Origin of the sequence: Micromonospora arida, from assembly GCF_042873195.1 — a bacterium.
In the GTDB taxonomy this organism is placed as follows: domain Bacteria; phylum Actinomycetota; class Actinomycetes; order Mycobacteriales; family Micromonosporaceae; genus Micromonospora; species Micromonospora arida.
In genome coordinates this window covers 1379584-1399668 of the sequence record NZ_JBIALC010000001.1, presented here as the reverse complement: position 1 = coordinate 1399668, position 20085 = coordinate 1379584, and the positions used below count along the sequence as shown (strand labels likewise).

Below are 20085 nucleotides of genomic sequence, written 5' to 3'. Positions count from 1 at the left end.
GCCTCTGCTGCCCGCGGTGGCCCCGTGGGCGCGCGGCGGGTGTCACGGCGTGCGGTAATGGCCGCTGAGCCGACCGAGCTTCATGGCCAGGTGCAGGCACAGCCGTTCGTTGCCGTCCTTGAGGTCGGTCCCGGCGAGCTGCTCCACCCGTTGCAGCCGGTAGTAGAGGGTCGTCCGGTGCAGTCGGAGCTTCTCGGCGGTCGCGTGCGCGTTGCCCGCCAGGTCGAGGTAGGCCTCCAGGGTCTCCAGCAGCACCTGGTGGGCGTCGTCGCGCAGCAGCCGCTCCAGCCCGGGATGGACACCGGCGACGTCGAGGTGCTGGCTGTCCAACTGAGACAGCACCCGGTAGATGCCGAGGCCGGCCCAGGAGACCACCCCGCCCAGCGCGGGCAGCTGCGTGCCCACCCGGGCGGCCTGCGCGGCCTCCTGGTAGGACTCCACCGCGCTGGACAGCCCGGCGCGGGGCTGGCCGACCCCGGTCACCGTCCGGTCCACCGAGGCCAGGCCCCGGGTCGCGGTGCCCAGTGCGTCGTTGAGGTGCCCGGCGGAGGCTTCCGGTGAGGGCCGGCCGGCGACCCGGTCGCCGCAGACCAGCAGCACGCCGTGGTCGTGCCAGACCAGGTGCAGCGTCTCCCGTACGCCGATCCACCGGCGGGTGGTGACCAGGGCCTGTTCCAGGGCGATCCGGGCCACCTCGTCGGGCTGCCGTCCGGCGGCCGGCACGAGCTGGGCGACGAGCGCGACTGTCGACCCGTCGGCGACCACCACGCCCTCCTCCAGCAGCGCCCGCGCCGCGTGCTCGCGCGCCTGCCGGCTCTCCACCAGCAGGGTGCGGGTGGCCTCGGTCTCCCGCTGTGAGGCGAGCTCACCGAGCAGGTTCTCCCGGTACAGGGCCAGTGACAGGTCGGTGAAGGGGCCGGTCGCGGTGGCGATGTCGGCGTCGGTCATCGAACCGTCCGCGTCGATGAACCAGACGAACCCGAGCAGCAGGTCGTCGTGCCGGATCGGCACGCAGACCCTCGCCAGCAGGTCCAGCTCGGCGCACGCGGGGGTCCGGATCGGCGCGTGCGCCGTGAGCACCCCCATGCCCCGGAACCAGGCGATCACCTCCGGCGTCGTCTGCCGGCGCAGGATCGACGTCCGGCGGACGTCGTCCATCGGGCCGTCGTGCTCGCTGTAGGCGACCACCCGCTGTCGCCGGTCCTCGATGAGGGCGGGTCGCCCCACCCGGGCGGCGACGGCGTCGACGATTCGCTGGAGCTCACCGTGCATGTAACTCCCCTGGTTGCGCTGCGTGACAGGGATCGCGCGACCGCCAGTCCTTACCCTCCGGTGCGGGTGGGTCATCGCGCAAGGTCCACTGTCGAAGTCGCGACAAAAAGACGGGCGGCGTCGCGACTGTTCCGGCATCTGTCCGAAGACCGGGGGCGACAGACGTTTCTAGGGTTCCGGTACGAATCGCACCAGCGCCGCCGCGCACGGTCCGGGCGTGATGACGGGCGGCGCCGGTGGGGAGGGGATTGCCGAGTGGGAACGGGTAGGCCCTGGCGGGGCGTGCTGGTCGCCATCACCACGCCGTTTCGCGCCGACCTGTCGGTCGACTTCGACAAGCTCCAGGAACACGTCCGTTGGCTCGCCGCCGAGGGGTGCCACGGGGTCGCGCCCTGCGCGTCGATGGGGGAGTACCGGGCCCTCTCCGACGACGAGCGGTCCGCCGTGGTGAGGGCGACGGTGCAGGCCGCGCCGTCCGGCTGCGCGGTGGTGCCCGGCGTCGGTGGCTACGGCAGCAGGCAGGCCCGCCGTTGGGCGGAGCAGGCCGCCGAGGCAGGTGCCCACGGCGTGCTCGCGCGGCCGCCCGACGGGCCCGCCGCCCGCGCCGCCGACGTGGTCGCCCACTACCGGGAGGTGGCGGCGGTCGGCCTGCCGGTGGTCGTCCACAACGACCCGTACGACTCCCGGTTGGACCTCACACCGGACCTGCTGGCGACCGTCGCCGAGATCGACGGGATCGTCGCGGTCAAGGAGGTCACCGGCGACGTCCGCAGGTTGCACCGCCTGCGCGACCTCTGCCCGCACGTCGACGTGCTGGTCGGCGCGGACGACGTGGTGCTCGAACTGGTGCTGTGCGGCGCCACCGGATGGGTCGCCACCCTGCCCAACGCGCTGCCCCGCCAGGCCGTGCGCCTGTACGAGCTGTGCGTCGCCCGCGACCTGGGCCGGGCGCTGGCGCTCTATGCCGAGCTGCACCCGATCCTCGGCTGGGCCTCCGGGCCGGAAGCCGTGCAGGCCGTCAAGCTCGCCATGGAGTGCGCCGGACGGTTCGGTGGGCGGTGCCGTCCACCGCGCGGACCCCTGTCCGGGACTGCCGCCGATCGGGTGCGCCGGGACGTGCTGCGGGCCCTCGGGGCAACGTCCGATCCGGCTTCCGGGGCCGGCCCTGGCTGATCCCCCGGTGGGCGCCGGTCATTCAGGTGTCGGAAGTCGCCGGCCCACCTGCCGACATCTGCACAGTGACCGGCACCGGCCCGTACTCCTAGATTCGCTGCGCGGCCTGCTGACAGATGTTCCGCTACACCCCCACCGGGACGCCAGCGCCGTGTTCCCTCCGACGAGAGGTGGTTCCGTGCACCGTGCTACCCCCCACCGCACCCGGCTGAGGCGGGCCGTGCTGGCCGCAGCCGTGGTGACCACGCTCGTGGCGACCGGCGCGGCGCAGGCCGCCGCGGCCCCGGCCAATCCGGCCGGCGGCACCGCGCCGTTCCAGGTCCTCGATCCGCAGGCCTGGCAGAACCCGGACACCATGACCTGGAACGACTACAAGGCCGTGCCCGGCAAGAACTGGGCCGACCCGAGCGTGTCCGGCTCGGTCCGCAACTTCAAGATCGCCCTGGTGGCGCTCGACTATCCCGATGAGACGTTCGCGGTTTCCCAGCGGGCCCGCTCGACCGTCTTCGGCAACCCCCAGTCCGTCGCGACCAACATTCCCCGGGCGGACGTGCCGAAGTTCTACCAGGACTTCCTGAACACGCCGAACACCCTCAACAAGGGTCACACCCTGCACGAGTACTGGATGCAGGACTCCAACGGCCGCTACGGCGTCGACCTCACCGGGTTCGGGCCGTACCAGATGCCGTCCAAGTCCTACCAGTACGGGCTGGACAACGGGTTCAACCCGGGTGCCTGCCCGAGCGGGGACGTGTGCGGCAAGAACATCCGCACCGACGGCCTGGGTGCCTGGCGGGCGGCCGTCGGCGAGGAGGTCGCCAACCAGTACGAGTTGGTGTTCATCCTCAGCGCTGGCCAGGACGAGTCGTCGACCTGGCAGGAGTTCGGGCAGATGATCTTCCAGAACAAGGAGGACGTGCCGGACGCCTGGGGCCCGCCGGACCCCAACCTGCCGAACTGGGCGAAGACCCGCTACGTGGACTGGACCTCGTGGAAGGCGGCGGCGACACTGTGGCCGAACGCCGGCGGCGGTTCCTCGACGCAGGGGGAGAGTTCCGGCATGGGCGTCTACGCCCACGAGCTGTCCCATCTGCTGGGCATCGGCGACAACTACAACAACCCGTACGGCGAGCCGCTGCGCAGGGCGTACACCGGGATCTGGAGCATGATGTCGCGTGGGTCGTTCAACGGCCCGGGCGGTCCACACACCCGCTGGCAGATCCCGCCGACCAACGGCGGCTCGATGGGTTCGCTGCACACCCTGCGGGACAAGATCAAGATCGGCCTGGTCGGTGAGGAGCACGTGCTGCGACTGTCGCGGGAGTCGTTGGCCTCCTCGGGTCTGGTGGTCGCGCAGGTCACGTCTCGGGCGGTCGACGCCGGCCCGAAGGGTCTGAGCGGCGTGAACATCGCGTTGAACAAGGACCTGTCGCCGACGTGTGGTGTCAGCACCGACCCGTTGTGCGACGGTGGCAACTTCAACAACTACACGGTCGAGGTCGTCGACCGGATGGGCGCGGACTCCTTCACCCCGGACAGCGGCGTGCTGGTCAGCAAGACGAAGAACGCCGACAGCGCGCCGTTCCAGTGGGTGGTGGACGCCAACCCGCAGGACATCGACATGATCGACTTCTACCGCCCCGACGGCACCCCGCAGAAGATCACCATGGGTGACTACCGGCAGCTCTCCGACGCGCTGTTCCACGCCGGCGCGGACACCGGCAGCCAGTACGAGTACGTCGACGAGGCGAACCGACTGCACTTCTACATCATCGACCTCAAGCGGGACTCGGCCGGCTCGCTCTCCTACACCGTGGCGGTGCGGTCGCTGGACGGCACCGGCGGGCCGAGCAGTCACGACGTGCTGCTGGGCAAGGGCGAGGTGACCGGCGGCGGCAAGCCGACCAACCGCGGGGTGACCTGCTCGTTCGAGCTGACCAACACCGGTTCCTACTCGGCCGGCGGGCAGCAGCACCCGGAGAACGTCAGCGCGTACCTGAAGTCGGACGTCTACCGCCTGTCGGCGGAGGTGGCCGGCAAGGGCTGGCGGACCTGGCTGCCCAACCAGCTCGCCACCGCGCAGTTCGGCAAGGCCACCACGGTCAAGGTGTCGGTGGGTGCCACCGCCGCCGCCGCGGACACCGGTTTCGTGAAGCTCACCGCAACCTCGGAGAGCGACCCGACGAAGACGGTGACCAAGCAGTGCCGGGTCGAGAAGTCCTGACCGACGCCCGAGGTTGACCCCGTTCCTGCCGGGTCCGTGGCGGTAGGCCGCCACGGACCCGGCAGGTGGACGGAAGGAGGATGACGTGCGGCGAAGCATCACGACTCTGCTGCCCCTGCTGCTGGCCGGCGCGACCGGCTGCGGCACCGTCGGCGCCGCCCAGGAGGCGGTCGATCCGACGACCGTCCGGGTCCTGGTTCGCGACATCAACATCCGGGCCGCGGGGGTGGACTGCGCCGGCACCGGTCCGTACCAGCACTTCCACAACCGGGCGCCGTTCCGCGTGCTCGCCCCGGACGGAGCGGCGCTGGCCAGCGGGCAGCTGCCGGCGGGGACTGCGGTGGCCGCCTTCGCCGAGGATCTGGGGGTCGAGCGCATGCCCACCTACTGCGAGTTCTCCGTCGGAGTGCGCGTGCCGCAGCGGACCTCCTATCGGCTGGAGGTGGACGGCCGGCCGGCGCTCGACCTGACGCCGGACAGCAGCGAGGGCCCGGCGCTGGTGGCGGTGGTCCCGTCATGAGGCGGGTACTCCTGCCGCTGTTGCTGGCGGCGGCGCTGCTGGGCGGATGCAGCACGCCCGAGCCCGCGCCTGCGCCGGCGCCCGCCGGAGGGGCGGCGGCGCTGCCCGGGCCGGTCCCCGCCGGCCTCGCGTTGCGCCCGGCGCCCGGCACCGCCCCGGCCGCCCCGGCGTTCACCGGCGCGCTGACCGACGGCACACCGTTCGCCGCCGCCGAGCTGTGGGCGCAGCGTCCCGTCGTACTCACCTTCTTCAGCTCCTGGTGCACCACCTGCGCCAGCAGCCAGGCCGCGCTCAGCGAGCTTGCCCGCAGCTATCGGGACCGGGTGGTCTTCGTCGGCGTGGCCGGCGCGGACCAGGCCGACAGGGTCCAGGACTACCTCCGCGCTCACCGGGTGGAGTACCCGGTCGTCCTGGACGACCAGCAGACGATCTGGCGTTCGTACGCGGTGCGGGAGCCCCCGGCTGTCGTGCTGGTGGCCAAGGGTGGCGCCCTGCTCCGCGGCTGGCCGGGTGGGCTGGACGCCTCGACGCTCGACCAGCGGCTGAGGGAGCTGGTGCTGGCCGACCAGCCGTAGTCCCGTCGCGCAGGCACCTCGGTGCGGCCCGCGTCGAACCACACCCGGTGAAGTTCCTACACGTGCAGGTGGTGGCACAGGCCGTCGGCTCGTAGCGTACGCAGCCTCGGACACATCAAGGAGATTGCATGCCTACAGTGGGAACGCGCTGGCGCACAGGCGTGGCCGTACTGTCCGCGACTGTGCTCGCCGCCCTCGGCGCGGCGCCGCAGGCGCTGGCGGCGGACGGCCCGCCGTCGATCGTCGTCCAGGACGGCGTCACCCAGCCGGTGTTCGGCTACGCCGACGCCATCCGGGAACGCCTGTTCATCGACTCCACCTTCGACAGCGACAACGACGGTCTGCGCGACATCATCGCGTTCGACCTGATGCGGCCGGCGGCCACCGCGCAGGGGCTCAAGGCCCCTGTGGTGATGGACGCCAGCCCCTACTACTCGACGGTCTGCCGAGGCAACGAGTCCGAATGCAAGGCGGACCTCGACGGCGACGGGCTGCTCGACACGTGGCCGCTGTTCTACGACAACTACTTCGTGCCGCGCGGCTACGCGGTCATCCTGCTGGACATGGTCGGCACCAACAACTCCACCGGCTGCCCGACCACCAACGCCAACCAGGACAACCTGAGCGCCAAGCAGGCCATCAACTGGCTCAACGGCCGGGCCACCGCCCGCAACGCCGCCGGTGAGGTCGTCAAGGCGGACTGGCACAACGGCAAGACGGGGATGATCGGCAAGTCGTACGACGGCTCGCTGGCCATGGCCACGGCGGTAACCGGCGTGAAGGGCCTGACCACGGTCGTGCCCATCAGCGGACCGACCGAGTACTACGACTACGTGCGCAGCAACGGCGTGGTCACCCGTGGCAACAGCTACGTGGCGTCGCTGGCCAACACCGTCACCAACCCTGAGCGCCGGGAGTACTGCAAGCCGGTGCGCGACGCGATAGGCGCCGCCGACGGCGACGAACACGGCGACTACACGGCCTTCTGGAACGAGCGCAGCTACGTCAAGAAGGTCCCCAACGTCACCGCCAGCGTGCTGCTCTACCACGGCCTCAACGACGACAACGTCCGACCGGACCACTTCAGCAAGTTCTGGTACGCCCTGGCGGAGAACAACGTGCCGCGCAAGCTGTGGCTGTCGCAGGAGGGTCACGTCGACCCGTTCGACTCGCGCCGCGCGGTGTGGGTGTCGACGCTGCACCGGTGGTTCGACTTCTGGCTGCAGAACGTCGCCAACGGCATCATGGACGAGCCGCGGGTGGACCTGGAGCGGTCCGCCGACGTGTGGGAGACCCACGCCGACTGGCCGATCCCCGGCAAGGCGGACACGGAGGTGTTCCTGCAGCCCGGCACCACCGGCGCGGGCGGTCTCGGGCTGGTGCCCACCGCGAAGCCGGCGACCGGCGCGTTCCAGGACAGCCGCACGCAGAGCCAGAACACCATGATCCTCAACCCGGACGTGGTGCAGCCCAACCGGCTGGCCTTCCTCTCCGCGCCACTCTCCGCGCCGCTGCACATCTCCGGCACACCCACAGTGCAACTGCGGGCCTCCGCCGACCAGACCGACACCAACCTCGGGGCGATCCTGGTCGACTACGGCACCGACGAGCGGGTCGCGCACCGGGCCTCCGGCGAGGGGATCATCACCCTGACCACGGAGGACTGCTGGGGCCAGAGCAGCCCGACCGACGACGGCTGCTACAAGCAGACCACGAAGCGGGTGGCCACGGCCGACTACGAGCTGGTCACCAAGGGCATCATGGACGCCCAGAACCGGCAGTCGATCCGCGTCGCCGTGCCGCTGGTGCAGGGGGAGTCGTACAACTTCAGCTTCCCGCTGCTGCCGGAGGACTATGTCTTCAAGCCCGGCCACCGGATCGGCGTGATCATCGTGGCCAGCTACCCGCAGTACTCCAGCCAGGCGGACACCACCGCCGCGAATCTGCAGGTCGCGCTGAAGAGCAGCAACATCGTCCTACCCGTGGTCGGCGGTACCGCCACCGCGCACGCCGCCGGCCTCTGACCGGCTGACCGGCGGGCCGCCACGCGCGGCTCGTCACCGAGACGGCCCGGCGATCAACCCTCCGGCGGAGGGCCGACGATCGCCGGGCCGTCCCGCTGCCCGCACTGGCTGCTGCGCGGTGCAGACTCGACGAGTACTGGTAAGCGGCCGCCTGGGAGACCCCGTACGCTGGCTTGGTGATCGACTTCCGCGCGGCAGTTGAAGCACGCGATCCCGATGCCATCACGGCGGCCCTTGCCGACGATGTGGTCTTCCGCAGCCCGGTGGCGTTCAAGCCCTACCCGGGAAAGGCCATCACCGCAGCGATCCTGCGCGGCGTGCTGCGGGTCTTCGAGGACTTCCGGTACGTCCGTGAGCTGAGCGGCGACGGGGGTCGCGATCACGCGCTGGTGTTCGAGGCGAAGATTGGCGACGTCGCCATCGAAGGTTGCGACTTCCTGCACCTGGACGAAACCGGCCTGATCGATGAGTTCACGGTCATGGTTCGCCCACTGTCCGCCGCGCAGACTCTGGCCGCCGCGATGGCCGCCCAGTTCGAGCAGATCCAGCGTGAGGCGACCGCCGGTTAGCTCGGCCGCAGCCGGTCGCTCGTTGCACGCCTCCGTCTGGTCCACACTCCCCAGGTCGATGATCTACCACGAGCACCGGGCCACGACCGCGCCGGCAGCAGCGGAAGTGCCACCGCCGGCGCGGCCCGACGTCAGAGCCGGGAGGTGAAGGTGGCCAGGAAGCGGTGTGGGGTGACGACGCCGGCGTTGTCGAAGCAGATGACGTCGACGTCGGCGTTCGTGGTGTACGTCCAGGGCTGGGTGAGGTGGCAGTAGTTGCTACCGGCGCCCTGCGCCACCACCTGGGCGTGTGTCTCCTTGATGCCGACCTGCGGGAAGGTCGCCAGATAGCGGCCGGAGGGCGCCAGCGGCGCCACGGTGTTCGCGCCGACGCCGAGCACCGAGTTGTCGTTGGTCGGCCCGCCGACGGCGGTACCCAGGTAGCCGAAGTACGAGGGCGGGCCGAGGGAGCCGATCACCGGCCGCCGACGGTGGTACGAGAGGACGAAGTCGGTGTTGATGAACGCGCCTGCCTGGTCGTAGCAGAAGACGTACACCTGCACGCCGGTGCCGACCGCGCTCCAGGAGTAGACCTTGCAGCGGCGGGGACCGGCGTTCGGCTGCACGGCGGTGACCTGCACGTTGCCGGCGAGCAGATCGGCCAGTCCCACCCCGGGCAGCCGCACCAGGTACTGCCCGACGCCCAGCGGCCCGACCGTGTTCACGCCGCCGGTGGAGTTGTACGACTGCGCTACCAGGCCGCTGCTCCACTGCACGTACGCGTGGGAGGTGCCGGCCGGCAGCACGCCCGAGCTGGTCGTCCAGAGCACTGTGAACGGAGTGTCGTCGCGCGTGCCGCCCGGCTTGTGGCACTGCACGTCGACGATCTCGTCGGTGCCGGACTGAAACCAGCGGACCACCTCGCAGTAGTGACCGGTCCGGTTCACCGGGGTCACGTGCGGCACGCCGCGTGAGCTGGCACCTATCTGCGGGAAGCGGACCTGGAACCGGCCGGGTGCGAGCTTGATGCCGTCGGCCCAGGCGGCTGGGAAGGCGGTCTTCCAGCTGCCCCACTGCCGGCCGGTGTCCAGCACGGTCCAGACCGGCACCGTGGGGTCCTTGACGTACGCGAAGCCCCAGCGGTCGGCGGTGGCCGCCGCAGCCGGCGTCGGCGGCGCGAGTGCGCCGGCGGCCAGGACGGCGGCCAGTGCCGTGGTGACGAACGATCGGAGACGCATCTGTTCCTCCAGTCGACGGGAACATGTCGGAGAGGAGTGTGCGCGTAGTGACGTGATGGTCACAGTCGGCTACATCGTGCTCTGGTGTCGGCTGTCCGCCACTCGTGGCTCAACTTCTGAGCAGTGCAACCGAGACCTCAGGCAGCCCCGGGATCGGTGCCCCGGACGGCCGATCCGGTGAGCGACGCGGAGCAGCCGGCGCCTGACCGCTTGCTCAGCGGAGGTGGTCGGCCAGCTGGCGCACCGCGTCAGTGAACGCCTTCTCGGATTCGCAGGGCCGGTGTCCTTTGATCGGTGGCGGGAAGATGTCGCCGGACGGAGGTGTGACGCCGTACGGGTCGCGAAGCCGACGGTCCACCGTCGCCTCCCGGTCGCACGCCGCGGGTGCCTCGTCGGGGCCGTGCGGCGGAAAGACGCGACCCCCGATGGGGTCGGTGTCCCGCCACAGATTCACCCACCGCCAGTCCACCCGGTCGGCGATCTCGTGGATCACCTCGTCGCTGACGTACGCGGGAAAGAGGCGGGCGTACAACCGTCGCAGGGGCGAACCGTGGGTCAGCAGCCCGACCCGCTCGGTGACCCGTGGCGGCAGTTGGAGCACTGTCGCGGCGAGCAGGACGGAGCCGTGGCTGTGCCCGGTGAGCACCACCGCGTTGCCGGAGTCGACGAGGTGGGTGATCCGGCAGGTCAGTTCGGGAACGGCACGTTCGGCGTAGCACGGTGGCGCGAACGGGTGCGCGGCTCTGGGCCAGAACGTGCCCAGGTCCCACAGCACGCCGACGTACCGGCGGAATCCAGGGGTGTGATGGGCGAAGATTCCACCGACGATCAGGCCGATGATGAGAGCGGCGATCAGATAGCTGCCGACACCGATGCTGAAGTTGACGAAGCTGACCGGCAACCCGACGTAGCGCTGGACCAGTTCGCCGGGAGGCGTCGGCAGCAGGCCGAGCGCGACCGCTGCTATGCCGATCCCGGCGAGGCAGGCGTAGAGCACCGCAAGCGGCATCAGCCGCTCGGTGAACCGGGCCCGGGCCAAGATTCTGCGCACCTGCCGCAGTCGCGGTGTGGCATCGGTCGGCGCGTCCGGGAAGTCACGAGCAACGATTGCCGATGCGGCCCGGATCCGCCCTGGTCGTGACGCCACCGACACCACGCCGGCGACGGCCAGCGTCACCAGCACCGCCAGCGAAAAGCCGAGAATCGCCCAGATGCAGGCAGGCGGCGGGCTGGCTATCAACGCCTCGGCGGTGGGCGCGCCCCTGTTCAGAACGTCGGACACCCGATAGAGCAGCTCGGCGGAGAACGTGAGCGCCAGGCTGATCGCGGCTACGGAGGTCGCCAGGGCGCCGAACCCGAGCGCGGGCGCCACATCCGGATCTCGACCCCGGTGCCAGAACAGCACCACCCCCAGGGCAGCCAGCAGCACTGCCTGACCGATGAACAGTCCGACGACGGTCAGGTTGTAGCCGGGCAGTCCGTTCCGCTCCGGCCAGGATGCCGAACTGGTCAGAACGTGGATCCAGACCAGCACGGTCAGAGCGAGGGCGATCGTGCGTAGCGCGCTGACCAATCGGTCGAGCCGCAACTCCGTGGGCGTGGTCAGGGGTGGGGTGCAGAGCAGAACCGCGCATGTGATCAACAGAAGTCCGGCAGCTGCCGTCAGCGCGACGGTGCCGATCGACAAACCCTGTGCGGCCCGGGCTCCGAGCAGGCTGAGATCCAGCGTGGCAAACGCCGCCGCGACGTGAATCGAGCGCAGTCGACCGACCAGCGGCTCATTGTCCCACCGGCCGACGGCGGTCAGCCGGTCCGCCGCAAGAGGTTGGTCAGCCGCGCGGAATACGTCAGCCGGGAGTGCCGGGCGGGCGCTGAGCCCCCACACCAGGCTGATGGCCGCAGCCGGTGCCAGCGCGAGCACCGCCAGGCGCAGTCCGGCAGGACGCCCTCCGAGCCAGGAGAGCCAACTGCGTCCGGCCAGGCACTCCGGTGAGGACATGCACTTCCACGCGATCACATCCAGCGCGACCCCCACGATGCTCAGCACGTACATCAGGGTCAGGGTGAGCGCCAACAACCGGCACAGGGCCTTGATCACCGGGTCGGAGCCGGCTCCGACCGGACGCATCCAGATGGCGAGGTTGATCAGCATGAAGGGCAACAGGATCACCATCGACAGCGTTCGCACCGCGTTGCCAGCAGGCAGGTTGTTCCAACGGTAGGCCTCCAGCGTCACTCCGCCCGCCTCGCCGTCCTCGTGGTTTTCCGGCCGCGGCCGGTAGAAGCCGCCCCGGTGGTCACCCGCCACCTGCTGCACGTGCGGTCGATCCAGCAGGTCATCCGGGCCGGTGGCGGACACCCCGTGCACCCGCAGTTCCACGAAGCCGTCAGCCCCAGCGCGCCCGCCCCCGTCTCGCTGATCCATCCGGTACCGGCCTCCCGGCGTGTACGAGGCTCACACCGACCCGCTCGGGTGATCCGACGGCGCCCGTGTGGCGCAACGGGCGTACCCCGCGAAGGCAGGTGCAACCCCGTGCTCGTAGCGCGACGCTTCGTGCCTGTTACCGGTGGTGGACCGACCCGACGGAGGAATGGGAATCGCGACGCCTACCAAGCGGTGGGTGGTCCGCTGGCATTCTTCGTGTATCGACTCGACGACCGGCCCGGCGTGGTACCAATACCCAGATAGGCGAAGCCGGCAGGAATGGGCGGCCCATGTCGACAAGGGCAGCAGCGCTGCTTCGGAAACCCGGGCAACCGCAGCGACCGAGCCTTCTGGAACTCTTCTTCGACCTGGTCTTCATCTTTGCCCTCAATCGGGTCTCGCAGCGGCTGGTCGAGGAGCTTACCGAGCAGCGAGTCGTCCTCGTCGAGGCTGGCGAGACGCTGCTGTTGCTGCTGGCCTTCATGGTGCTGTGGTTCGTCACGGCGTGGGTTACCGACCTCTACGACCCACAGCGGCCCCAGCTTCAGGTGCTGGTCTACACGGCCATGCTCGGGGCGCTGGTGATGGCAGTCGCGGTGCCGCACGCGTTCGGTGACAGAAGTCTGGCCTTCGCTGGTGCGTACGTCGCCGTCCACATCGTTCGTGGGCTGATCATCGTGCCGATGCTGCGTGGCCACGAGGCTCAGCGCCGAGCGGCTGGAGTGTTCTTCTGGTTCACGTTGTCGGCCGTGCCGTGGATCGCCGGCGCGATCGCGACGGATCTGGCCCGCAGCCTGTTGTGGACGCTCGCGATCGCCATCGACGGTGCGGCACTGCTGCTGTTCTATCCCGCGCCGTGGTCCCGCCCCACCCAACGGCAATGGCCCGTCCTGGCCGAATACCTGTCTGAGCGCTACCAACAATTCTTCATCATCGCCCTCGGCGAACTCATTCTGACGACCGGGTCGGCCTACAGCGACACCTCGTTCCGGAAAGGAGGAGCCGCGGCAGCCTTCGCGGTTTCATTCATCACGACCGTGCTGCTGTTTCGCGTCTACGTTTTCAGGGCGGGCCAACTGTTGCCCGAAGCCATCAGAGCCGCCGCTGAGCCCGCGCACCTCATCCGGGAGGCTTTCCTCGCGCACGTACTCATGGTGGCCGGGATCGTCGCTGCTGCCGTCGGATATGAAATCGTGATCGAACATCCGTTCGGGCACACCAACGCGGCGTGGATCCTCGTTGTTCTCGGCGGACCGATGCTCTTCCTGATCGGACGAGCCCTGGTGGAACATGCCGTATTCGCCCGGGTGTCCCACTCCCGGATCGTCGGCGCTCTGGCGCTTGCCGGCGCCTCGCCGTTCATGATCCTTCTGCCGCCGCTGGCCGTGGCCGTCACCGCCGTCGTCGTCCTCGCCAGCATCGCGGCTTCCGACGCCGTCCACGCCAGGGGAAAACCGCCCGAAGGGCCGCACCCGCCCAATCCCAGAGAGTGAGCGGCAACACGATGCACCCGGCTCAGGGCTGTCGGCGGCCGCGCATTCGTTCCACTGGTCGGCGCAAGCGTCTGCGACAGGGCGATCCCGCGTGGGGAAACGAACCGGACATCGTCCGGCTGTCTGCTCATGACCCCGTGGCGTCCGCTCGCTGTCCACCCCCGAGGCACTCTTCGGGCGGGGCGTAGGCACGAATGGTGCCGTTGTGCCGAGCAACCCTGCCGTCAGCGGTGAGGGGTACGAGGCGTTTACAGACGGGGCACCGTCCCCGTTGGTGCTGCGAGAGCTGAGTCACGGTGCCTCCCCAGGTAGGTCGTGCGCGTCTTCAGTCTCATCCGCCGAGCCACGCCGCCCATCGTTGCCGACCGAGGCTAGGAAGCGCGCTGATCACGGGAGGCGCCGGCCACCCTTTTGCGGCCTGGTGCGCAGGCACCGCTAGCTTCGCGGCAGCACGGTGATGGCCGCGACGGCGCTGTTGACGACGGTGGCCGTCACGGTGCGGGTCACGGCCGCCGCCGCGGCGTCGGCGCCCCAGTCGCCCCGCTCGAGTTCCTTGGCTCGGCTGATCACCGGTGACGTCCAGGGGATCTCGCGGTGGAACTGCGGGAGCGTCCCGCTCGCCGAGAGCAGCGCCGCCAGCGCGGCAACACGGGCCTGCGGCTCCGCGCCGTCCACGAGGACCCGGCGAACGTCGGCCAGCAGGCGGGCCCGTCGTTCGGTTCTGCCGTCGCGTAGGGCCGTCGTCCGGAACAGGCCGAGCACCTTACGGGGCTCCTGGTCGATGTCGCCTCGCGCGATGAGCCGCTCCAACACCGGCTTGCGCAGGGCGGGACCGATCGCGGCCAGGGCCGTCTGCACCCCCCTCGGTTTCTCGGCGAGGTAGTCCCACGCCGGGCGCAGGAGACCGTCCGATGGTGGGTGACCCGCCACGCTGCTGACCCGCCCTCGGCCCTCGGTGGTCAGGTGACCGCCGAGGGCGAGGTCCGCGAGAACCGCCCCGCCGAGGACGTAGAAGAGGGTGTTCTCTCCCGCGATGGTCCCGGACCTGGGTTGGAACAGGAGCAGCAGGAGATCTTCCACCAGGGTCGGCGCGTCCAACCGGGCTTCGGTGGTCATCGGCGGGGCTCCCAGCGGAAGAGTCGGGTGGCCAGAGCGACGGCGACGACGACCCAGCCGAGCGTGGGCGCGAGCAGGAGCAGGGAGTCGGTCACGGCGACGCCGCCGTTCCAGGCGTTCATGGTCAGTTCGGTGGCCGCGCCACCGGGCAGCAGCCGCTTGAGCGCGGCGAGATTCTCGGTGCCGGTGATGCCTACCCAACTGGCCACGGCGATCACGCCGAGGGAGACGGGAAGGGTGGTGACCTGGGCGTGTTCGGGTGAGTTCGTCAGCCCGGCGGTGGCCAGCGCCAGGGCGATCATCATGGCCAGGGTGGCGGTGGTCGCGACCACGAGCAGGGCGATGTTCGCCGGTGCGCCGGCGACCACGGCGAGGGCGGTCAGGATCGCGGTCACCTGCACGCCGGCGAGGACGACGACGGGTAGTAGTAGGCCGGCGAGGATGGTGGTGTCGGTTGCGGCGGTGGAGCGCAGGCGTTTGAGGAAGAGGTTCTGGCGTCGGGAGGCGAGGGTGGTGACGGCGGTGGTGTAGAGGCCGAAGGCGGTGATTGTGAACAGGATGATCGCGGCGATGTAGCCGAGGCTGCCGAGGTCGGCGAAGGTGTCGTGTTGGCGGACGAAGTAGGCGCTGACGACGACGGGGATGATGAGGCTGGTGATCAGCACTAGTCGGTTGCGGAAGATCTGGATCAGTTCGCTGGAGGCGATGGGCAACACGGTGGCGCTCCTGTCGAGATGGCGGGTCAGTTGTTGATGGCGCGGAAGACGTCGTCGAGGCGGGTTGGCCCGGCCGCCAGGTCCCGCAGGTCGATGGCGTGGTCCTGTGCCCAGCCGAGTAGGAGGTGCAGGTCCTTCTGCAGCTCGAAGGTCTCGACTACGACCTTTCCGTCCACGTCGACGGCGGCCTGCAGCGGCAGCGCCGGTGCCGGTGCGGGGATGGTGAAGCGGATGACGGCGGGCAGGGTGCGGGTCAGTTCGGTCACGGTGCCTTCGCGGTGCAGGGTGCCCTGGTGCATTAGTCCGATGCGGTCGGCGCGTTGTTGTGCTTCTTCCAGGTAGTGGGTGGTGAGCACGATGGTGGCGCCGTTTTCGCGGAGTCGGTCGACGCTCGTCCAGACGGCGTCGCGGGACTGGATGTCCAAGCCGGTGGTTGGTTCGTCGAGGAAGATCAGTTCTGGGGTGCCGTAGACGGCGGTGGCGAAGTCGAGTCGGCGTTTTTCCCCGCCGGAGAGCTGCGCCACTTTGCGGCGGGCTCGGCTGCTGAGGTCGACGAGGTCGAGTACCCGGTCGACGTCGTCGGTGCGTCCGGTGAGTCGGCCGATCAGGCCGACGGACTCACGGACGGTGAGGTCCGGGGAGAATCCACTCTCCTGGAGCATGACACCCATTCGGGGACGTACCGCTCGGCGGTCGTCGGGGCTGTGCCCGAAGACGCGTACGGCGCCCGAGGTTGGCCTCCGGTGTCCCTCGACAACCTCCAGGGTCGAGGTCTTTCCGGCTCCGTTGGTGCCCAGCAGTGCGTAGAGCTCTCCGGGCCGTACCTCGAAGGAGAGGTCCTTGACGGCGTGGAAGTCGCCGTAGGTGAGGTTCAGCCGTTCGACTTCGATGACAGGTGTGGTGGACATGCACCTATGACAGCGCGGGCGCGGCCGACCCGTCAGTGGCACCACGTCATCACCGCATGTGACGTGGTGTCACTGGTCGGCGCCCCTGGCTGCCGGATACTGAGGTGGTGACCGGGAGATCGCCGCGCTTCACCGAGTCGACGCAGGGAAGACTGCGCCGGCTCAACCTGGCCACGTCACTGCCGCCGGTGGTGTTCGCCGCGGTGGTCCTGCTCTACACCGATGCGCGTACCTGGTGGCACGTCGTCGTCCTGGCGCCGGGGGCCGTGGCGGCCGTGGTGGCCTTCGAACGGTGGACGGCCAACGACCTCGCCCGGGTCGCGCTGCCCTGCCTGGTCGTAGCGGCAGCGGTCTGGCCGCTCGGAGTCCTGGTGACCGGCAGCCCCAACGCCTACTGGGGTTTCTGCGCCGTAGGTTCGCTTGCCCTGCGCGAGGTGCGACGACGCCGGAAGCTGGTGATGGCCGGGCTGTTCACCTACGTCGCCGCCGTCGGCGCGGCGCGGCTGCTGGTGCAGCGAGACGACATCGGTCACGTCCTGGTCACCTACGTTCTCATCCCGACCGCCCTCACCGTCGTCGTGACCGCCTTCACCGTGGTGGGCGAGCGGTTCTACGACCTCATCCGGGAACTCGAACAGACCCGGGAACGCGAGGCGGAGCTGGCCGTGGTCCGGGAGCGCGTACGGTTCGCCAGCGACCTGCACGACATCCAGGGCCACACCCTGCACGTGGTCAAGCTGAAGATCGCCCTGGCCCAGCGACTGCTGCTCCGCGACGCCGCTCGGGCGGAAAGAGAGCTGCGGGAGACGTACGCGCTGGTCAGCGACACCATCGCGCAGACCAAGGAACTCGCCTACGCGCAACGGCGGCTCAACCTCACCGCCGAGATGGAGAACGCGAAGAACCTGTTCGAGGCCGCCGGCATCCGGGTCCGGGTGACCCGGGAGGCCGAGGTCGATGCCAGCGCCAGCGAACTGCTCGGGCAGGTGCTGCGGGAGACGACCACGAACATCCTGCGGCACGCGCAGGCCACCCAGGTGCAGATCACGCTCGCCGCGTCGGGCATCACCATCGTCAACGACGGCGTGACCGCCACCACGGCCCCCGAACTCAGGGGACTGGCGGCACTGAGGCAACGGGTGGCGGGCGACGGGGGTGAGCTGACCGTGGAACAGAAGGACGGGCGGTTCCTGACCGCTGCGGTCTTCCCACCCGCTCGGGCCGACGCGGCCCCGACGGTCAGCGGGAAGGACGGCCGATGACCACCATCGTGCTCGCCGACGACGAGGCGCTGCTGCGCACGGCCCTGGCCGCGCTGCTGCCGATGGAGGGCGACATCACCGTTCTCGCCGAGGCGCAGGACGGCCGGACGGCAATCGCCGCCACCCTGCTTCACCGGCCCGACGTGCTGGTCATCGACCTGGAGATGCCGGGCGTGGACGGCCTGGGCGCGGTCGCCGAGATCCGCCGCGAGCGACCGGAGCAGGTGATCCTCATGCTGACCCGGCACGCCCGCCCCGGCGTGCTGCGCAAGGCGCTGAAGCTCGGCGTCCAAGGCTTCGTCAGCAAGTCCGCCGAGCCGGCCCACATCACCTCGGTCATTGCCACCCTGCACTCGGGAAAACGCTGGATCGACCCGGATGTGTCCGTGCTCGCCGTCACCGAGGACTGCCCGCTCACCGACCGTGAAGTCGACGTCCTGCGGGTCACCGGCGAGGGCTACTCGGTGGTCGACATCGCCGCTCGGCTCCACCTCGCTCCGGGCACCGTGCGCAACTACCTCTCCAACGCGATGCGTAAGACCCAGACCCGGACGCGCCACGAAGCGGCCCGCTACGCCCGCGAACACGACTGGCTGTAGACGCGTCCATCGTCGCGGACCGCGAGTTCCGGCTGGTTGGTGGCCTTCGCTGTCGACGCCGGCGCGGGCCGGACGGTGGGGTACCAGGCGAGGCCGGCGCTGCTGGCTACGACAACGCCCTGACCGCGCGAGCAGCGTGCTGCCCGCCGCCGCGTCCTGTTCACGACCGTCAACACGGTGATGGCCGACGGCGAGGCCTTCGCGATCGACCGGTCCACCGACTCCGGTGACGCGTCCCTGCTGATCTTCGGCGCCGTCAACGTCGCCATGGTGGTGCTGGTCTGGCTGCGCGAGCGGCGAGCCCGGGCCACACGAGCGGGCTGACCGGCCCGAGCGATCAAACCGTCAGTAGTCGGTGAAGGCGTTCACCCAGGCAGGCAGCTGTTCGGACGGGAGGAAAGCCCGGAGGTCGCCGACCGTCTGGGTCGCCGTGCCCCACACCTCGTACGGGCTCCCGGCGCTGATCGGGGTGCGGTCGTGCAGCAGTCCGTGCAGCAGCTCCAGCGTGATGTCATCCACCCGGCCGTGGAGCCGGGCGGTGTGCATCAACGCGAGCAGGCTCTGCCGGCGGGTCTCCGGATTCGGCGAGCGTAACCCGCGGGCGACCCTGGGCAGGACCGCGTCGGTGTCGGGGTTGTTGTAGACCAGAGCGATCAGTGCCGCCCCGACGTGCTCTTCCCCGCGGTCGAAGGCCGCGTCGATGTCCGTGGGCTCCTGGCAGCGGTTGAGGTTGCTGGCCCGCTCCCAGTCAAGGTCGACGGGCTCGGCGTCGTCGCCCTCCGGTGCACTGTCGCCCGCTGCCGCATAGGTCACCGGCCGAGTGTCCGCCAAGGCGGGCAGGACATCCAGCAGGGCGGTCAGCAATCGCCGCCCGACCGCCGGATCGGCGACCGCGGAGCGAACCTTCTGAGGATGACGCGACCGGCGAGTCGAGCTGCGCCTGTACGGCGTTCGCCGTGCTGGCCGAACCCGCCAGTCGGTTCGCCAGTGTCTGAAGGTCGTCCTGAAACATGGCTCGTGCGCGCGTTTCCGCTCGATCGATAGAACAGTGGTCCGTTCAGCACGCCGGTGGTGCGGGCGGTGACTGGCGGCCGGACGGATGACTCCTTTTGGTCCCTTTTGGAGCACTGACCGCTGCATTTCCAGTTCGCGCAGAACTGTCGAAGTCTTGGTCAGCTGAACGGCCAGCGGCCCGCCGGTGGAGGCATCCGGCAATTCTGCTGATTTCGCTGACGGAGTTGACGAGGCAATTCGCCAGCGCTATGTTCCCTGACGCTGTACAGGCTGTTCCTTGCCGCTATACAGCGCATGTCGTCCATGACGGCCGCGGCAGCACATCTGCACAGCTGGACCTTCCGGCCTGTCAAGGCTCCGGAAGGTGAACCACCACGACCGAGAGGCAAGCGAATGTCGAACCAGAGCCCCGCGCCGGGTTACGTGCCTGCGCCGCCCCCGCAGAAGAAGAGGATGTCGACGGGGCTGAAGATCTTCCTGATCATCGCTGGCCTGTCGGTCATCCTGTGCGGCGGCGGCTTCGTCGCTTGCAGCGCCCTGGTCGGCAAGGCGGCGAGCGACGTCAGCAAGGATCAGGAGGCCAAGGCCGGGCACGTCGTGCTGAAAACGTGCGAGATCGACTCGGCGGACAGCGACCTCCTGCCGAACGTGAAGTTTGACCTGGAGGTGAACAACTCCAGCGAGAACCAGAACACCTACTTCATCGACGTCTTCGTGTACGACGCCAAGGGCACTCGGGTCGGCAACACCAGCAGCATCGTGTCCGACGTGCGGCCGGGCCAGAAGGCCGTCGAGCAGGGCTCGATCCTGCTGAGCCAGAAGGTTACGGGCAAGATCACTTGCAAGGTCGACAAGGTGTCCTGATACGGCTGCACCGAATCGCGCCGATCACGCTCGCCGGGCTCGCGCTCGGGCGGGCGCGCTCGGCGGCGGTGACGCGAGACAGGCGTTGCGCCGATGTCCACCGACTCGTCTCGG

18 protein-coding genes are annotated in these 20085 nt (G+C 69.6%); 11 read left to right on the top strand and 7 right to left on the bottom strand.

From position 1 onward, the window contains the following. Window positions 1-42: 42 nt before the first annotated feature. Complete coding sequence (locus ACFYP0_RS06505; protein WP_386994769.1) at window positions 43-1272, bottom strand: PucR family transcriptional regulator; 1230 nt, start codon at window positions 1270-1272, stop codon at window positions 43-45. Window positions 1273-1527: 255 nt separating this feature from the next. Between ACFYP0_RS06505 and ACFYP0_RS06500 the strand changes: the two genes are divergently transcribed. The 6 genes from ACFYP0_RS06500 (at window position 1528) to ACFYP0_RS06475 (ending at window position 8357) form a co-directional block, all read left to right on the top strand. Continuing rightward, on the top strand, window positions 1528-2445 hold the full coding sequence (locus ACFYP0_RS06500; RefSeq protein ID WP_386994767.1) for a dihydrodipicolinate synthase family protein: 918 nt from the start codon (window positions 1528-1530) through the stop codon (window positions 2443-2445). Between the two features lie 178 nt (window positions 2446-2623). After that, window positions 2624-4669 carry a M6 family metalloprotease domain-containing protein gene (locus ACFYP0_RS06495; protein ID WP_386994764.1) on the top strand — a complete coding sequence of 682 codons (2046 nt, stop codon included), beginning with the start codon at window positions 2624-2626 and terminating at the stop codon, window positions 4667-4669. Between the two features lie 85 nt (window positions 4670-4754). Next, window positions 4755-5189, top strand: a complete 435-nt coding sequence (locus tag ACFYP0_RS06490; protein WP_386994762.1) for a hypothetical protein — start codon at window positions 4755-4757, stop codon at window positions 5187-5189. Continuing rightward, window positions 5186-5764, top strand: a complete 579-nt coding sequence (locus ACFYP0_RS06485) for a TlpA family protein disulfide reductase (protein ID WP_386994759.1) — start codon at window positions 5186-5188, stop codon at window positions 5762-5764. Before ACFYP0_RS06490 ends, ACFYP0_RS06485 begins: the two co-directional genes overlap by 4 nt. Window positions 5765-5892: 128 nt before the next feature. Further along, entirely contained in the window at window positions 5893-7788 is a 1896-nt protein-coding gene (locus ACFYP0_RS06480) for a CocE/NonD family hydrolase (RefSeq protein WP_386994758.1), read from the top strand. 176 nt (window positions 7789-7964) lie between these two features. Next, complete coding sequence (locus tag ACFYP0_RS06475) at window positions 7965-8357, top strand: nuclear transport factor 2 family protein (protein ID WP_124853615.1); 393 nt, start codon at window positions 7965-7967, stop codon at window positions 8355-8357. Window positions 8358-8488: 131 nt separating this feature from the next. Here ACFYP0_RS06475 and ACFYP0_RS06470 read toward each other — a convergent pair whose 3' ends face one another. Continuing rightward, window positions 8489-9574 carry a hypothetical protein gene (locus ACFYP0_RS06470; protein WP_386994755.1) on the bottom strand — a complete coding sequence of 362 codons (1086 nt, stop codon included), beginning with the start codon at window positions 9572-9574 and terminating at the stop codon, window positions 8489-8491. A 214-nt stretch (window positions 9575-9788) separates the two neighbouring features. After that, window positions 9789-11999, bottom strand: a complete 2211-nt coding sequence (locus ACFYP0_RS06465) for a hypothetical protein (RefSeq protein ID WP_386994753.1) — start codon at window positions 11997-11999, stop codon at window positions 9789-9791. 290 nt (window positions 12000-12289) lie between these two features. Between ACFYP0_RS06465 and ACFYP0_RS06460 the strand changes: the two genes are divergently transcribed. Then, window positions 12290-13492 carry a low temperature requirement protein A gene (locus tag ACFYP0_RS06460; protein ID WP_386994752.1) on the top strand — a complete coding sequence of 401 codons (1203 nt, stop codon included), beginning with the start codon at window positions 12290-12292 and terminating at the stop codon, window positions 13490-13492. Window positions 13493-13927: 435 nt separating this feature from the next. Here ACFYP0_RS06460 and ACFYP0_RS06455 read toward each other — a convergent pair whose 3' ends face one another. The 3 genes from ACFYP0_RS06455 to ACFYP0_RS06445 are packed head-to-tail and all read right to left on the bottom strand — an operon-like array spanning window position 13928 to window position 16232. Continuing rightward, entirely contained in the window at window positions 13928-14608 is a 681-nt protein-coding gene (locus tag ACFYP0_RS06455; RefSeq protein ID WP_124853612.1) for a GOLPH3/VPS74 family protein, read from the bottom strand. After that, window positions 14605-15324 carry an ABC transporter permease gene (locus tag ACFYP0_RS06450; RefSeq protein ID WP_386994750.1) on the bottom strand — a complete coding sequence of 240 codons (720 nt, stop codon included), beginning with the start codon at window positions 15322-15324 and terminating at the stop codon, window positions 14605-14607. The genes ACFYP0_RS06455 and ACFYP0_RS06450 overlap by 4 nt, the downstream gene beginning before the upstream one ends. Before the next feature lie 26 nt (window positions 15325-15350). Next, window positions 15351-16232, bottom strand: coding sequence for an ABC transporter ATP-binding protein (locus ACFYP0_RS06445; RefSeq protein ID WP_386994748.1), 882 nt, complete (start codon window positions 16230-16232; stop codon window positions 15351-15353). Window positions 16233-16339: 107 nt separating this feature from the next. Between ACFYP0_RS06445 and ACFYP0_RS06440 the strand changes: the two genes are divergently transcribed. From ACFYP0_RS06440 to ACFYP0_RS06430, 3 genes are all read left to right on the top strand, one after another. Continuing rightward, window positions 16340-17494 carry a sensor histidine kinase gene (locus tag ACFYP0_RS06440; protein WP_386994746.1) on the top strand — a complete coding sequence of 385 codons (1155 nt, stop codon included), beginning with the start codon at window positions 16340-16342 and terminating at the stop codon, window positions 17492-17494. After that, the gene (locus ACFYP0_RS06435) at window positions 17491-18093 is read left to right on the top strand and encodes a response regulator transcription factor (RefSeq protein WP_386994745.1); all 603 of its coding nucleotides are present in this window, start codon (window positions 17491-17493) and stop codon (window positions 18091-18093) included. Before ACFYP0_RS06440 ends, ACFYP0_RS06435 begins: the two co-directional genes overlap by 4 nt. Before the next feature lie 180 nt (window positions 18094-18273). Then, window positions 18274-18417: a hypothetical protein gene (locus ACFYP0_RS06430; protein WP_386994743.1), complete on the top strand. Its 144-nt coding sequence runs from the start codon at window positions 18274-18276 to the stop codon at window positions 18415-18417. 21 nt (window positions 18418-18438) lie between these two features. Here the strand turns inward: ACFYP0_RS06430 and ACFYP0_RS06425 are convergent, their stop codons facing one another. Continuing rightward, entirely contained in the window at window positions 18439-18906 is a 468-nt protein-coding gene (locus ACFYP0_RS06425; protein ID WP_386994741.1) for a hypothetical protein, read from the bottom strand. 594 nt (window positions 18907-19500) lie between these two features. On the opposite strand from ACFYP0_RS06425, the gene ACFYP0_RS06420 reads away from it, so the two are divergent. Further along, window positions 19501-19971 carry an FxLYD domain-containing protein gene (locus ACFYP0_RS06420; RefSeq protein WP_355501679.1) on the top strand — a complete coding sequence of 157 codons (471 nt, stop codon included), beginning with the start codon at window positions 19501-19503 and terminating at the stop codon, window positions 19969-19971. Window positions 19972-20085 lie beyond the last annotated feature (114 nt).

Bases quoted from the DNA above. Each gene is read 5' to 3' on its own strand.
- ACFYP0_RS06505 (WP_386994769.1), bottom strand. From the start codon at position 1,272: ATGCACGGTGAGCTCCAGCGAATCGTCGACGCCGTCGCCGCCCGGGTG.
- ACFYP0_RS06485 (WP_386994759.1), top strand. From the start codon at position 5,186: ATGAGGCGGGTACTCCTGCCGCTGTTGCTGGCGGCGGCGCTGCTGGGC.
- ACFYP0_RS06480 (WP_386994758.1), top strand. From the start codon at position 5,893: ATGCCTACAGTGGGAACGCGCTGGCGCACAGGCGTGGCCGTACTGTCC.
- ACFYP0_RS06470 (WP_386994755.1), bottom strand. From the start codon at position 9,574: ATGCGTCTCCGATCGTTCGTCACCACGGCACTGGCCGCCGTCCTGGCC.
- ACFYP0_RS06465 (WP_386994753.1), bottom strand. From the start codon at position 11,999: ATGGATCAGCGAGACGGGGGCGGGCGCGCTGGGGCTGACGGCTTCGTG.
- ACFYP0_RS06460 (WP_386994752.1), top strand. From the start codon at position 12,290: ATGTCGACAAGGGCAGCAGCGCTGCTTCGGAAACCCGGGCAACCGCAG.
- ACFYP0_RS06455 (WP_124853612.1), bottom strand. From the start codon at position 14,608: ATGACCACCGAAGCCCGGTTGGACGCGCCGACCCTGGTGGAAGATCTC.
- ACFYP0_RS06445 (WP_386994748.1), bottom strand. From the start codon at position 16,232: ATGTCCACCACACCTGTCATCGAAGTCGAACGGCTGAACCTCACCTAC.
- ACFYP0_RS06435 (WP_386994745.1), top strand. From the start codon at position 17,491: ATGACCACCATCGTGCTCGCCGACGACGAGGCGCTGCTGCGCACGGCC.
- ACFYP0_RS06430 (WP_386994743.1), top strand. From the start codon at position 18,274: ATGGCCGACGGCGAGGCCTTCGCGATCGACCGGTCCACCGACTCCGGT.
- ACFYP0_RS06420 (WP_355501679.1), top strand. From the start codon at position 19,501: ATGTCGAACCAGAGCCCCGCGCCGGGTTACGTGCCTGCGCCGCCCCCG.